Origin of the sequence: Aliidiomarina taiwanensis (assembly GCF_003987015.1) — a bacterium.
In the GTDB taxonomy this organism is placed as follows: Bacteria; Pseudomonadota; Gammaproteobacteria; order Enterobacterales; family Alteromonadaceae; genus Aliidiomarina; species Aliidiomarina taiwanensis.
Map to the genome: position 1 here is coordinate 120547 of NZ_PIPQ01000005.1, position 13960 is coordinate 134506.

Consider the following 13960-nt stretch of genomic DNA (forward strand, 5'->3'; position numbering starts at 1 on the left):
TTACCCTCGGCGCCAACGATGATATTTCGCTACCCATTCTAGCAGCTTCTCGGGCGCGTGGGCGCGCTTCCACTCGCCCGCCACGTACTTGTTGGCTTCCGCCAAAGTCGGGTAACTGTGAATGGTGCCCAGTATTTTATTCAGGCCAATGCCGTGCTTCATGGCCAGCACATACTCGGCTAAAAGCTCGCCCGCCTGCGGCCCGACAATGTTAACCCCTAAAATGGTGTCTTTGCCTGGCTTGGTCAGTACTTTCACGCGGCCATAGGCACTGTTATCGGCGATGGCACGATCTAGCTCGCTCATGTCGTAGCAGGTGACCTCGTAATCCAAACCTTGTGCCTGCGCTTGCTGCTCGGTCAAGCCCACATTGGCCACTTGCGGCGTGGTGTACGTCACCCACGGAATAACGGAATAGTCCGCCTTAAAGGTTTTGAACATACCGAACAAAGCATTGACCGAAGCATACCAAGCCTGGTGCGATGCCACATGGGTAAACTGGAACGGCCCGGCCACATCGCCACAGGCGTAAATGTTTGGAAAGTTGGTTTGCATTAGCGCATTGGTTGTCACCGTGCGATTGGTGTGAACGCCCAGCTCTTCAAGCCCAAATCCGGTTATATTCGGCTGTCGCCCAACGGCTATCAATGCTTTATCGAAAGGAAGTGCCACTTCTTCGCCGTTATGCTCCGCAATAAGCACCGACTCGCTTTGGCGCTGCTCAAACCGCAGGGCCTTGTGATTCAACTTGGTGTTTACACCCTCGGCCGCAAGGCGTGTTGCTAGTAATTGGGCGGTATCTGCGTCTTCTTGCGCCATTAAACGTTCGGCCATTTCCACCTGAGTCACCTGCGACCCTAAACGCTGAAACGCTTGGGAAAGCTCACAGCCAATGGGGCCGCCACCTAATACCAATAAACGCTTCGGCAGCTCTTTTAAGTCCCACAGGGTGTCGGAGGTGAGGTAGTCTACCTCGTCTAAACCGGGCAGCGCGGGTACCAGGGGCTTCGCACCCGTGGCAATAATAATACTGCGCGTGGTCATGCGTTTGGTTTCGCCGTTTTGGGTCACCTCCACTTCCCAAGGCGAGACAATGCGCGCCTCGCCCACCTCTACATTCACACCTAGTTTGGTGTAGCGCTCTATAGAGTCGTGAGGTTCAATTTCTTTGATGACCGCATGTACTTGTTCCATCACTTTTTTAAAGTCGACGGTGACTTCACCAACATTCACCCCCACACCCTCGGCCTGGCGAGCGTTATGGGCCAACGCGGCAACATGCAATAGCGCTTTAGAAGGAACACACCCCGTATTCAAACAGTCGCCGCCCATTTGGTGTTTTTCTATAAGGGTGACTTTAGCTTTTACCGCCGCCGCTATGTAAGCGCTGACCAACCCGCCAGAGCCTGCACCAATTACCACGAGGTTGTTGTCAAAAGACCTTGGCTTGGTAAAACCTTGGTACACTTGGCGCCGCTTCACCAGACCAAGCACAAACTTAGCCAGCAAGGGCATAACCCCAAGCAGGGCAAATGCGCCCAACAAGTCGAGGGACACGACATCGCTTAACTGGGTGACTTGCGCCAACTGAGTGCCCGCATTAATAAACACGGCTGCGCCCAGCAGCATACCCACCTGACTAACCCAGTAATAAGTCCACACTTTTATGCTGGTCAGCCCCATAAGAAGGTTGATCATAAAAAACGGAAAGACAGGCACCAAGCGTAGGCTTAATAGGTAAAACGCACCGTCGCGGGCTATGCCTTGGTTGATGGTGTTCAAGCGAGCCCCAAACTTTTTCTGCACCCAGTCTCGCAGCAAGAAACGAGCACTTAAAAAGGAAAGCAGCGCGCCTAACGAAGCCGCAAAGCTGGCTAATAATAAGCCCCAACCAAAACCAAAAATAGCGCCAGCCCCCAGAGTGAGCACGGCCGCTCCTGGCAGTGACAAGGCGGTGGCAACCACATAGATCACAAAGTAAGCGGCAAACATGGCCAATGGGTGTTCAACAAATAACTGCTGTAACTGCAGTTGCTGCTGCTTCAGCATGTCCAAGGACAAGTAGTGAGTGGCGTCTAAGGTAAAGGCTGCAAACAGCAACCCGGCAATGACCAATAACAGCACAATTTTCTTCAATGACATGCACATTCCTTAAAATTGATAGGTGAGGCTAACCCGCGCATGCCGTGGCTGCGCAGGAAATACCAAAGTCGCCCCAAAATAGCCGCCTTCAAATACCGGTGACCAATTGTCTTGATCTGTCACATTAAATACGTCCAAGCGCACAAGCAGTTCCGGCCTAATACGCACGCCCGTATTTATATTTAACGTATGCTGGTCGCGAATGAACACCGTTTGTAAATAGTCGAGCGGGTACGCTTGGGTGTAGCTTACGTCGCCCCCGACAAACCAGCGTTCGCTTATCCGCCACCCCGCCACTAGCGAAGCCTGCACCTCGGGAATGCCCTGCAATTGCTGGTTCGAGGCCGGAAACACGGTAAAGTTCGGTGAGCCCAGGCCGGTGCCAACAATAAGGTCGGGGCGCGAAGCGTCGAACACATCCGCTACCTGCCGAGTACCTTGAAGGGCTGGGGAATTGTCCCAGCGTGCATCAATATAGCTGGCCGCAAACGTGACCCAATACCCCTGCTGCGACGCATAGTGCCATTGCCCTTCAATGCCTTGCGTATGAATACCGCTGTTGGAGCCGTCTCGATTACGCAAGCTGCGGGTTTGACTAAACAGCACTAGGTCAGCATACCAAGTAGCCGACTCGGGTGCATACTTAACACCCGCTTCATACAAGGTGTTTTCTGTGGCAAATTGCTGGCTGTCGATGGTGCCTGCGGCCGTTAAACTATGCCCACCCGCCATCGAATTAGACGTTGAGTCGCTCACATATGCGGTGCCATACAAGGTCGCATTCGGCGAAAGCTTGTACTGTGTGCTAAAACTCACGGCATTTAGCCAGTCGCTGTGGCTGTCACGGGCCGGGGTGACGCCTTCCGGCGCCAGTGGGTCTTTCGCGGTAACCTCATAATAGTCTGCGCGCACCCCGCCGGTCACTCGCCAACGCTCTGATAGCCGAACTTCATGCTGCGCAAACACACCCCACTGGTAGCTGGTGGAGTCTGTAGTATCCGACAGGTTAAAGTCGCCAACACCGTCGCCGTTTATGTCGTACTGACTGCCCGGCGACACGAACACCCCCGGGCGCAGCTCTATTAAGCGTGCCTTTTGTGCATCCGTCAGTGGAATGCGGCGGTTACTTAATGGCCCAGTTAAATCAATGGGGTTGTCGGCTTCCGTGGTGAATTGGCTGTAACCGAGCACATCGTTTATGCGCAGGTTCAGGCCCACAATGGTTAGCTTATTTATGTGGAGCTCGGTGCGGTTTTCAAAGGTGTGGGCACCGTCAATAATTTCAACAAAGCTGTTTTGGTTAATTCCTTCGCGTGTTAAGTACTGGTAGTAAGTGCGATTAACCAACACGGCTTGGTCGTTAAACCAATGCTGGAACTTAGCGTGCAGCAAGGCTGTTTCTGCGGTATTGCTGTCTAAAGGGTCTGTAAGCGTGGTACTACGTGCAATGCGAACTTCACCTGTTGGGCTCACCACTGCGCCAGGCCCCGGTACGTACGAGCCATTCGGCTGCCGTCCTTGCCCGGTAATATACAGGTTATGGTCTATTAAGTTCTGTGTGGGTCGGTTGATGCCTGCGTTATCTGTCCAGCGCACATCATAGAGTTCTGCCGACACCTCAAGCTGGGTGTCTCGGCTTGGTGCATAGGTATAAGCCAGCAATACATCCTTGCTGTTATGCTGGTGGTAGTCGTAAAAGCTACCTTCATCTACATACTCAGCACTGACCCGAAAGCCCTGCTTCCCTTCTTCCAGTACCCAGTTATGGTCCACCTGGGCCCGGTATTTATTCCACTGGCCTAGCTGCAGCTGAAGCTGCGAGGGCATTGCCTGCAAACGAGCCCGCTTGGTTTGCAGGTTCACAAAGCCACCCACGCGCTGAGAGCTGCCAAGCATGATCGGTGGTGCGCCCTTCACAATCGCCATACCTTCAATGGCGTTAAACGACATAGGAATACCCAAGCCATTGTTTCCCGCTTGTCTGCGCATACCCGCTTCATAAAGTTCGCCCAACTGGCCGCGCAAGGTCGGCAATGAAGGGTTGCCAAAGCCCGCTGCGGCAAAACTATTCGGAGTAAAACGAGCTATGTCATGCAGGGTGGTTATCGCCGCAGCGTCCATTAACTGAGCGTTAATAATAGTGGCCGCGCGAGGAATATCTTGCAGGCTCTGTGCTAACCCAAACAAACCTTCTGCCTGCTCTTCGGAAGGTAGCACCGGCGTGTCACTACTGCGGCCAATCACTTCAATAACTTCAATGGGCTTTTCTTGTGCCGCCAGCAAGCACGGGGCGAAGGCCAACAAGGCTAATTTTTTCATTCAGGGCGTCCAGAGTTTTGAAGTTTGAAAACAGACAATACGTATGTTTATACGTTATCAAGCGTTAAATAGTTTCATCTTACAATGTTTTTGTCGCACGAAACCAAAACTGCGCTAGTATCGTATAGAAGAAACGTCCTACTAAAAAAGGCAACGATGATGCAAAAGATCCATACACTACTTATCGCTCTCGGTGTGATAGCCCTGCTTTTATTAGCACTGTCAGGCCCCTTATACGCAAACAACATACTCGAACTAGGTACCGCCTTCACCTTACTGCGGTGGGCAGCTTACCTAGGTGCTGCAGCTTTTGTGGCCAATATTATCGCTTACTTTATTTGCCGCCCCACAGGACTTATCGCCGGCCTTACTGGGCTAGCTATTGTCGCCGGGGGCATTGCTTTTTACATGCCGTATTCGCAAATGCGGGTTGCCAAAAGCGTACCGCCCATTCACGACATTAGCACCGACACTCAAAACCCACCTGAGTTTATCGCCGTAGCCCCCTTACGGGCCGACGCTCCAAACCCGCTGGAATACGCCGGCAAAGAAACCGCAGAACAGCAACTACGGGCCTACCCCGACCTCACCACCTATAGCACCAAAGAGTCGCCAATGAACCTGTTTGATGCCGCCTTAGCACGGGCTCAAGAAATGGGGTGGGACATTGTTGATAGCAACCAGGCGGAGGGCCGCATTGAAGCCACCGACACCACCCGCTGGTTCGGCTTTAAAGACGACGTTGTTATTCGCATACGTGCAACCGACTCAGGCAGCGAGCTGGATATTCGCAGTAAGTCTCGGGTTGGCCGAAGCGACGTAGGGAAAAACGCCGCACGTATTCGCGAATTCCTATCCGAGTTATAACCACCTGAACATATACAAGACCCTGAAGCTTTTACTTTGCTGTGAGTAATAGCTTCAGAAAGCCTCTATTTTTGTAAGCTATCGCTGAATAAACCGCAGGTCTCTATCTATCATGACCCTACACTGTTATAGAGGTTGTAGCCTGAAAGGCTGCAGAGCATTCTTATTTAATAACAGTAAGGTGAAAACATGGATGTGGACAAACTACGCAACTTGCACCAGCTTAAAGAGGAAGGGCTATTAAGCGAAGAAGAGTTTCAGCTTGAAAAAGAAAAGCTACTGAACAAGCCTGAGCCAAAGCCCGAACAGTCTATGCCAGAAGTCGTTGCAGGTGTCGGAACAAACCAACAACAATACTCAATGCTTATGCACTTATCGTTACTGATTGGGCTTGTGCTTCCTATTGTCGGCTTAATCGTGCCGCTCATACTGTGGCTTACTAAGAAGGACAACAACTACATAGATCAAAACGGCCGCATTATTGTGAATTGGCTTATTAGCTATGCTATTTATGCCTTTGTTTCTATGCTGCTTATTCTCATTATCATTGGGGCCCCTATGTTAGTCGCCCTCGCCGTGTGCCATGTGGTGTTCGCCATTATGGGCGCACTCAAAGCGAAAGACGGCATACTGTGGCACTACCCATTAAGCATTAAGTTCTTCAAGGTGGAGTTAAACACACTTGAAGCTCAATAATAAAGGGGCATACAGCCCCTTTTTAGCCTTTACCTGCCTCAAAGTAAGCGGCGTCACCCCACACTTCATGGCTTCCACACATCATTAAGTGAATAACCAAAGGCACTATATCGCCAAGCAGCTGACAAGCCACTTGCACTTGCTCGCGGTTCAGCCCACTACCATAAGTAGCACCGCCGTGCAGAAGCTGGTTACGTAAGGTGTACAGCCTGTCCATAATAATACTCAACACAGTCACTGTGTCTTGCGAGCCTAAGGCCGTATTCGCTCGCTTCTTCGCTCCTGCAAAGCGCTCTTCCCAGCCTAAGTCATGCTCTTTGTCGTTCACGTCATCCCAGTAAGGCTGAAAAACATATTTATTATTTAATAATGTGCGAATAGATCCCGAGTATTGTGACCAGACTAAGTTATACAGTTTGCGTTTCGTGTCATACCCCACTAAACGTTCAAAGAACTGCCCATACACATCGCGTTCATACGCACGGCTTAGAACGCTGTGGTTGCTTGCATACGCAGCATTAAAAGATACCCATAAAAACACAAACTCGCCGTCGAGGTCTTCTCGCTCACGCTCAAGCTCCGCTTTTTTTAACCAGCTAAGCGCTCGGTGAACACGCAAACTAAGCCCCTGCGCCCAGCCCTCACGGTGTTCACGTTGGTACGCCTTTAATTGCTTGTAGTCCATTACCTGTTCATCCCCTTCGCTGTTGAATATTTAAACGAATGAGAGTAACAGTATTGAATTTATGTTAAGAAGTAAACAGCGTCCATGCTGCATCACAGTCCTTGTGAGATCCATTGCACCTACTTTATATCAGGGGTACGTCGTATTGTGTCGGGGCAAGGTTACAAACATATTAAATTATGGACTACAGGTTTCTTTCTAAACCTAGTAGCCTACATAAGACCCTTTGTAAACTTCACACGAAAGGAGCACACCATGGAAACACGGAAATCTGCCGGTGTATTTTTAGGTATTAGCATTGCCATCGGGTTAGCCTTGCTTGGCTTTCAACTCGCAAACGCTGCCATTTCAGTGAAGCAGTTCGAACGCAGCGTTACTGTAAAAGGCTTATCCGAGCGGGAGGTTATGGCCGACATTGTGTTGTGGCCTATACAATTCAGCGCTGCTAGTAACGACTTAAGCGCCTTGTATGACACCATTGAAAAGAACACCAGCGACATTCAAAGTTTCTTGGTTGAAAACGGCATAGACCCAGACGACATAAGCGCTTCAGCTCCTGCCATTACCGACAAATCAGCACAACAATGGGGCGGTAACGACTCGGCAAAATACCGTTATACCGCCACACAAACCATTACCGTGTATTCAGAAAACATAGACACCGCACGCGCCATCATGCCGCAGCTTTCCGAACTAGGTAAGCAAGGCATTGTTTTCACCAGCGGTAGTTACGACACCCGCACCGAATACATTTACACCCGCTTAAATGACATAAAACCCAGCATGGTGGAAGAAGCCACTCAGGAAGCCCGCGCTGTCGCACAAAAATTCGCCAGCGACTCCGACAGCCAACTCGGTAAAATAAAACGCGCCTCCCAAGGCCAGTTCAGCATTACCGAGCGCGACAAAAACAACCCACACATTAAAAAAGTACGGGTTGTTTCAACCATTGAGTATTATTTGTCGGATTAGGTGAGAGCTGCTCAAAAATTTAAAATAAAAGCAATTTCGGGGCGTTAACTTATATATCTTAGAAAGATTATTGCAGCCGACCCTCAACTTAACGCTTGTTATCTAAGCACCCTAAGAGATTCATTAACTTATTAACTATCGATGAGTTTGTAAACAGCGTTAGTTCTAAACTTCCTCTGCTCACTCCAAACAGGCCAAAGTCATTGTGTCTCTTAGGTTAATGCGGGCCCATCCAGGGATTTACTGTCATTTTTTTAAGCTAGATATGGACATTGCTTCTTGATAAGCCTACCATCGCACTTCGCCTACGCGAACTGAAGATTTCGCACAGGCGAAGTCAAAGTAAGCTTAAAGGAGATTGGCAGTGACTAATTACGTATCTGTTGAAGCAAAAGCAAATGAGTGGGGTACAAGTAAAAGATATGTACAGATACTCTGTGGTGAGGGTAAAGTGATTGGTGCAAAAAAACAAAGTGGCGTATGGCTAATACCACATGACGCTATGAAGCCATCTCAGAACACTCAAGAACAACAAAAACAGCTTAATGTGCTATCTCTATTTTCAGGCTGTGGTGGCATGGACTTGGGCTTTGAAGGCAACTTCATCGTTAATTCAAAGTCTCACAATCCAAGGGTTAACGATGATTGGTCTGTAGAGTACATCGACAATAATAAAGTCAAGTTACCAAAAACCAGGTTCAAAACTGTTTTTGCTAATGACATAAGATCTGATGCTAGAACAGCTTGGACCTCATATTTTTCTAAACATGGACTAGAAAAGTCTACATATTGCCTTGATAGCATAGTAGATCTTGTTAAGCTCCATACTGATAGCAAGATAAAAGTGTTCCCAGACGATGTTGATGTAGTTACTGGCGGGTTTCCTTGCCAAGACTTTTCTGTTGCTGGAAAGCGTCAAGGGTTTAACTCTTCTAAGTCTCACAAAGGTGTAGCCCTTTGTGAAGAAACAGCAAATGAAGAGAACCGGGGGCTACTATATATATGGATGAAAAAAGTCATTGAAATAACTAAGCCTAAAGTTTTCATTGCTGAAAACGTCAAAGGTCTTGCCAACCTGAAAGATGTGAAAGAAGTTATTGAGAATGACTTTTCTCAAGCCGGTGGGGACGGTTATCTAGTGGTTCCAGCTAGAGTGCTATTGGCTGCTAACTATGGTGTGCCGCAAAGCAGAGAAAGAGTAATATTTATAGGGTTAAAGAAGTCAGCTCTCAAGCCAAACATCAAAGATCTATTGTCAATGCCTGAAATACCCATTGAGTTAGATCCTTACCCACTAATTACCCATACTAAAGACGGCCTTTCGGGAACATTACCATTTGTAAATCTAGGAGACATACTTTCAGATCTACCAGAGCCTGAAGAGAGTAAAGATATTGATCAGCAACGTTATTCCAAGGCCAAATTTATGGGTAAACACTGCCAGGGTCAAACTGAAATTAAGTTAGACTCTATTGGACCAACTATTAGAGCTGAACATCATGGCAATATTGAGTTTAGAAGATTATCTACTGCAAATGGAGGTAGGTACTTAGATGAACTAGAGTCTGGGAAAAAAGAAAGGCGATTAACGATTAGAGAGTGCGCAAGAATTCAAACGTTTCCTGATGATTATGAGTTTATCCAAAAAGGAGAAGCAGACTACAAGAACGTAACTGCTTCAGATGCATACAAGCTAATTGGAAACGCAGTACCACCACTGCTTGGATACCATATTGCCATGAGGCTGCAGAGTTTATGGAGTGTCTATTTCAAGGACTCTTAAAATAAATTCAAAGTGCTGAGGTTCAATATTGTTTTTTAGCAGCAGCTTTTTCCAGATATGTTGACGAGCTTTGCGTTCATTTGGGATATGAGTATATTCTACCCAATAGGACTTAAGCTCGTTACCTTCTAGTTCATTAAAAGCTAAAATGATATAGTCTTTCTTTTCCAGAAAGGTTTTTAAAACTTTAGGTGCTTGGGGAATTTCATATCCACAGTACTCAATATCAGATTTCCCACCAGCTGAAAATTTATCTCTTAAACTAGAGTCTACCACACTGTATTTCGACACCAACCATTTGCTCAGTTGATTATACTTGCAGTGGGGTGGTCCATTAAGAAGCTCGGGGAACAAGACAAAAGCCTCTCCATATATCCTGTTAATCAAACTTGCACTCAATGATGACCAACTTGTAATTATTGCAGGCGAAGTATCATCTTCACTTTTTCCGAGCCACCAGGCTGTCTTTCCTTCTTTTTTAAAGTAATCTGTTATTAACTCAATTGGGCTAGTTGAGTTATTTAGCTCACTATATGTGATACCGCTTTTATTAAAGAACGACTCTTCTTTAGAAATACCCAGGTCAATTTTATACCTTGGACTATGCGTCACTACAACATCTGAAACACATGACTCATAGTCTGCCATTCGTATTTCAATTGTACCGGTAGGTGCCATTTTAAAGAAAACTATATATAAAGCATCCACCTTAACGCTTGTGCTTCCTAACACACTATTGCCATTTATAATCCATGACTTCCCTTTAGAGGTACTACTTTTAATTTCGACTCCTATTGTCAGACCATCAACATAGTTAATAACAACGTCCGGGAATTGATGGCTATTTAGTTCATGCTGAACACTTGATACAGTAACTAACTCTTCACCTTTTAGCTCGTTCACATTCTCAACAAATACAGTCTCACACTCCTTTGAAAAATCATTTTTTATGAATGTGCATTCACCGCTTTCAATTTTACTTTCTATTCTATCTATCACTCTACTTATAAAGTCTTCAGCTCTAAAATGTACCATCTATTATCCTTTCAATAGAAAACAGTCTAACTAATAGAAATAGCAAGGCGCTAACTAACTCAACAGTATCACATACAATAGTTACTCATTGAAAAATAAAAAAACGTTTTATCTATGAGGAGCTTTCACCTTTATCTTTCATTGTATTTGAGGCCTCATAGTTTTAACAAGACTTAACTCGTGACCTCATTATTCCAGCATACACTACTCCTAGGTGTATGCTGGAATAATGAGTCGACGGCAAGTAGGAGGTAACTCGTACTCCGTAAGAAACAGGGCACTGTTAAAACTTCCCAGCTTAGCGCACATTCCTGATATACAGGCTTGAATAAGTAGAGGTGCTGAGAATCACTGCGCGGTCAAGCCACCGTCGATCACAAACTCAGAGCCGGTGGAGTAGCTGGAGTCGTCGGAAGCGAGGTATAGCACCATGCTGGTCACTTCTTCAGGCTTGGCAATGCGCTTGAGAGGGATGGTTTTAGCGAATTCTTCTACGGCGGCTTTGGCGTCTTCTTGCATCAGCATGGGGGTTTCAATAACGCCTGGGTGCACGGAGTTCACGCGAATGCCAAAAGGGGCACATTCAAGGGCTGCGGCTTTGCTCATGCCGCGAACGGCGAACTTGCTGTCGGTGTAGCCAATAGCGCCACCCACAAGGCCATTAATCGACGAGATATTAATAATGGAGCCTGTTTTTGCTTGTTGCATGACTGGAATGACCGCCTTCATACCTAAAAACACGGACACTTGGTTAATTTCCAGAATTTTCCGGTACTGCGCCAAACTGGTGTCTAAAATGGACTGGGCCATAGTAATTCCGGCGTTATTCACCAGTACGTCAATGTTGCCAAAGGCTTGAGTAGTTTCCTCTACTACCTTTGCCCAGTCTTCTTCCGAGGTCACGTCTTGCTTAATAAACAAGGCATTCGGGCCTAACTCTGCTGCTAAGGCCTGGCCTTTCTGTTCATTTAAATCGGTGAGAACAACGAGTGCGCCTTCCTGTACAAATGCACGAGCATGAGTTGCGCCCATGCCTTGGGCAGCACCTGTGATAATTGCGACTTTATTGTGTAAGCGGGCCATACTTACTCCTTTATATGAATGTGGTTCCAGTATAGCTGCTATAGAGTGTGTTTCTAGTTGACCGGTGTTACAGAAACCGTGTCACTCGCTAGACATGAAGGCTAGCTGTTGCTCATGGGCATCACGCGATTCCGACCTAACCGTTTCGCCTGATATAACTGGCGGTCGGCTACCTCTAGTAAATCGCTGTGACGCATGCCAGGCTTTAGCTCCGCCACACCAAACGAAGCGGTAACACCTGTAATTCGACGGTTGGTGCGACGATCAACCACGCTAATTTTTTCCAGCGCCAAGCGGATATTTTCCGCTTGATGAATGGCCTCAGCCAAGGTGGCGTTGTGCATTAAAATAGCAAACTCTTCGCCGCCAAAACGGAAGGGGGTTGCATTCGGCTTGCATTTTTCTTGCAGCCGCTTGGCAATTGCTTTCAGCACCCGATCGCCCATTTGGTGCCCGTAGCTGTCGTTCACTTTTTTAAAGTAGTCCACATCCACAATAATGAGGCTCGTGGGTTTCTCTGTATTGATGGCTGCAATTTCACTGTCGAGGTAGCGGCGGTTATACAAGCCTGTTAGCGCGTCGTAAAAGGCGTCTTTTTGGCTTTTTTGCAGCTCGGCTTTTAGCTTGCTAATTTCTTCTTCTGCAGCTTTTAATGCCGTAGCAAAGTCGACCGTCGAGCTTCGAATAAGCTGCGCTTCTTTTACCATATTGCGCACGAGTTTCATGACCTCGTTCATAGACCAACCTTCTTTCTCCACCTTGTCCAAGTGGCGTAGGTTCGTTTCCATAGAGGCTTTAAACCCTTCCGCATTGTTTTGTGTATCCAATACGGTTTGCGAAAGCTCCGTTACCATGGCTTCCACATTTTGCCTGAGTTGCCAGGCGTTTAATTCTTCTTTGTCGGCCACATACTTACGGTACAGCTCTTGGGTATAAATATCGGAAAAAGGCCGGCCTTCATCTAAAGCACGCTGAACCTCTTCTTGAAGTGCGTTGTTTTGATTTTCCGCATAGGTATACCACAGCGCATAATTGGTGGGTATGGCTGGAATTTTGTGCTTAAGCAATAGCGGAATCGTTTGCTTAAGCGTTTTAAAAGAATGTTCGAGTGAGTCCGTCATGCTAAATTTCGTGTCCGCTTTGCTATGAAATCCCTAATCTGCCGCAATCGTTGCATTCCAATTAATAGCTTGCCAGCGGCCGTCCCGGTGCACAAACACGCCTGTGTTAAAATACCGCCCAATGACAATTCCATCCGTCGCAGCGGTCAGCGTGAAATTCACAATAACAACTTTATTCAGCACTTTCACCTCAATGTCTTCAGCGCCATACCAAGTGTCTGTTTGCGCAGGGTCTTCAGGCTGAACACCTTCGAACCCCTGCATCAAGGTCTCCTTACCAAAACGTTTCCCACTTGAGCTGGTGTAAGTTAAACCGTCCGCCCAAAACGCTGCGTGGGCCTGCGGGTCATTAATACTTGCGCCATACAGGAAGGTTTCAATGGTGCCTGTTAGCTCGGCTTCCACGTCGGTGTGAGCAAAGGTGTTAAACGATATAAAGAACAGCATCAGAAGGGTTAACTTACGCATAATAGGAGTTCCTTTTACATAAGCCACTCGTTTAAGAGTCGCACTGGCGTTAGGGGAAATGCAGTATAAATATTAACCTCATCTTAACGTATAAGGTGTCTGCATTCACCTTCATTTCTGCTACCATAAGACTATTAGATGCTTAGTCACTCACACTCTCTAAACTTCAAACGGAAGGTAATTCTATGAAAAATTTAATTCAGATAGCCGCAGTATTTATCGCTTTGAGTTTGTCATCAACCGCATTTGCAAAATCATGTGATATCGAAATTGATAGTACAGACTCGATGACCTTCGACAAAAAAGAGCTAGCGATAAGCTCTGAGTGTACGGAAGTGAACCTTACTCTGAATCACGTAGGTGAATTTCCCAAGAATGTGATGGGCCATAACTGGGTATTAACCCAAACGGCCGATATGCAAGAAGTGGTAAACGCAGGTGGCGCAGCAGGCCTAGACAATGAATACTTACCAGCAGACCAATCAAAGGTGATTGCTGCAACGAAAATCATCGGTGGCGGTGAAAGCACCACCATTACTTTTTCTACCAGCGGTTTGGAAAAAGGCGGTGACTACACGTTCTTCTGCAGCTTCCCAGGCCACTGGGCGATTATGCAAGGTAAGTTCATCGTTAACTAAACACCAACGGCAGGCCATGCCTGCCCTTGTATCTCTCAAGGTGACGTGTTTAGCTAACATTTCACCAGTGGAGTAAGTGAGGCTGAGCCTGCCCTTAGTCATAAAGACTGTAACGTAGATTGGCCCCTTACTCCATGTCCTCATTCAAACT

12 protein-coding genes are annotated in these 13960 nt (G+C 47.2%); 5 read left to right on the top strand and 7 right to left on the bottom strand.

Features of this window, described 5'->3' with window-relative positions; all coding sequences use genetic code 11:
* Window positions 1-2142, bottom strand: a complete 2142-nt coding sequence (lpdA, locus tag CWE15_RS09000; RefSeq protein WP_126757756.1) for a dihydrolipoyl dehydrogenase — start codon at window positions 2140-2142, stop codon at window positions 1-3.
* 9 nt (window positions 2143-2151) lie between these two features.
* The gene (locus tag CWE15_RS09005) at window positions 2152-4461 is read right to left on the bottom strand and encodes a TonB-dependent receptor (protein ID WP_126757757.1); all 2310 of its coding nucleotides are present in this window, start codon (window positions 4459-4461) and stop codon (window positions 2152-2154) included.
* A gap of 159 nt (window positions 4462-4620) precedes the next feature.
* Between CWE15_RS09005 and CWE15_RS09010 the strand changes: the two genes are divergently transcribed.
* Both CWE15_RS09010 and CWE15_RS09015 read left to right on the top strand, forming a co-directional pair.
* Entirely contained in the window at window positions 4621-5328 is a 708-nt protein-coding gene (locus CWE15_RS09010; protein WP_126757771.1) for a DUF1499 domain-containing protein, read from the top strand.
* A 189-nt stretch (window positions 5329-5517) separates the two neighbouring features.
* A complete protein-coding gene (locus CWE15_RS09015; RefSeq protein WP_126757758.1) occupies window positions 5518-6024 on the top strand; it encodes a magnetosome magnetite crystal formation protein family in 507 nt (168 codons plus the stop codon).
* Window positions 6025-6046: 22 nt separating this feature from the next.
* On the opposite strand, the gene CWE15_RS09020 is transcribed toward CWE15_RS09015, so the two are convergent.
* A complete protein-coding gene (locus CWE15_RS09020; protein WP_126757759.1) occupies window positions 6047-6709 on the bottom strand; it encodes a HEPN domain-containing protein in 663 nt (220 codons plus the stop codon).
* Between the two features lie 255 nt (window positions 6710-6964).
* Here CWE15_RS09020 and CWE15_RS09025 point away from each other — a divergent pair, with 255 nt between their 5' ends.
* Both CWE15_RS09025 and CWE15_RS09030 read left to right on the top strand, forming a co-directional pair.
* Window positions 6965-7681 (top strand): SIMPL domain-containing protein, encoded by a 717-nt coding sequence (locus tag CWE15_RS09025; protein WP_126757760.1) that lies wholly within the window; start codon window positions 6965-6967, stop codon window positions 7679-7681.
* A 364-nt stretch (window positions 7682-8045) separates the two neighbouring features.
* Window positions 8046-9464, top strand: a complete 1419-nt coding sequence (locus CWE15_RS09030; protein ID WP_198675003.1) for a DNA cytosine methyltransferase — start codon at window positions 8046-8048, stop codon at window positions 9462-9464.
* Here CWE15_RS09030 and CWE15_RS09035 read toward each other — a convergent pair.
* The 4 genes from CWE15_RS09035 to CWE15_RS09050 form a co-directional block, all read right to left on the bottom strand.
* Window positions 9435-10499: a hypothetical protein gene (locus CWE15_RS09035; protein WP_126757761.1), complete on the bottom strand. Its 1065-nt coding sequence runs from the start codon at window positions 10497-10499 to the stop codon at window positions 9435-9437. The genes CWE15_RS09030 and CWE15_RS09035 overlap by 30 nt on opposite strands.
* Before the next feature lie 348 nt (window positions 10500-10847).
* Window positions 10848-11582 carry a glucose 1-dehydrogenase gene (locus CWE15_RS09040; protein ID WP_126757762.1) on the bottom strand — a complete coding sequence of 245 codons (735 nt, stop codon included), beginning with the start codon at window positions 11580-11582 and terminating at the stop codon, window positions 10848-10850.
* A gap of 101 nt (window positions 11583-11683) precedes the next feature.
* Complete coding sequence (locus CWE15_RS09045) at window positions 11684-12703, bottom strand: GGDEF domain-containing protein (RefSeq protein WP_126757763.1); 1020 nt, start codon at window positions 12701-12703, stop codon at window positions 11684-11686.
* Window positions 12704-12736: 33 nt separating this feature from the next.
* A complete protein-coding gene (locus CWE15_RS09050; RefSeq protein WP_126757764.1) occupies window positions 12737-13171 on the bottom strand; it encodes a nuclear transport factor 2 family protein in 435 nt (144 codons plus the stop codon).
* Window positions 13172-13356: 185 nt separating this feature from the next.
* Here CWE15_RS09050 and azu point away from each other — a divergent pair, with 185 nt between their 5' ends.
* Window positions 13357-13809, top strand: coding sequence for an azurin (azu, locus tag CWE15_RS09055; RefSeq protein WP_126757765.1), 453 nt, complete (start codon window positions 13357-13359; stop codon window positions 13807-13809).
* The last annotated feature ends 151 nt before the right edge of the window (window positions 13810-13960 follow it).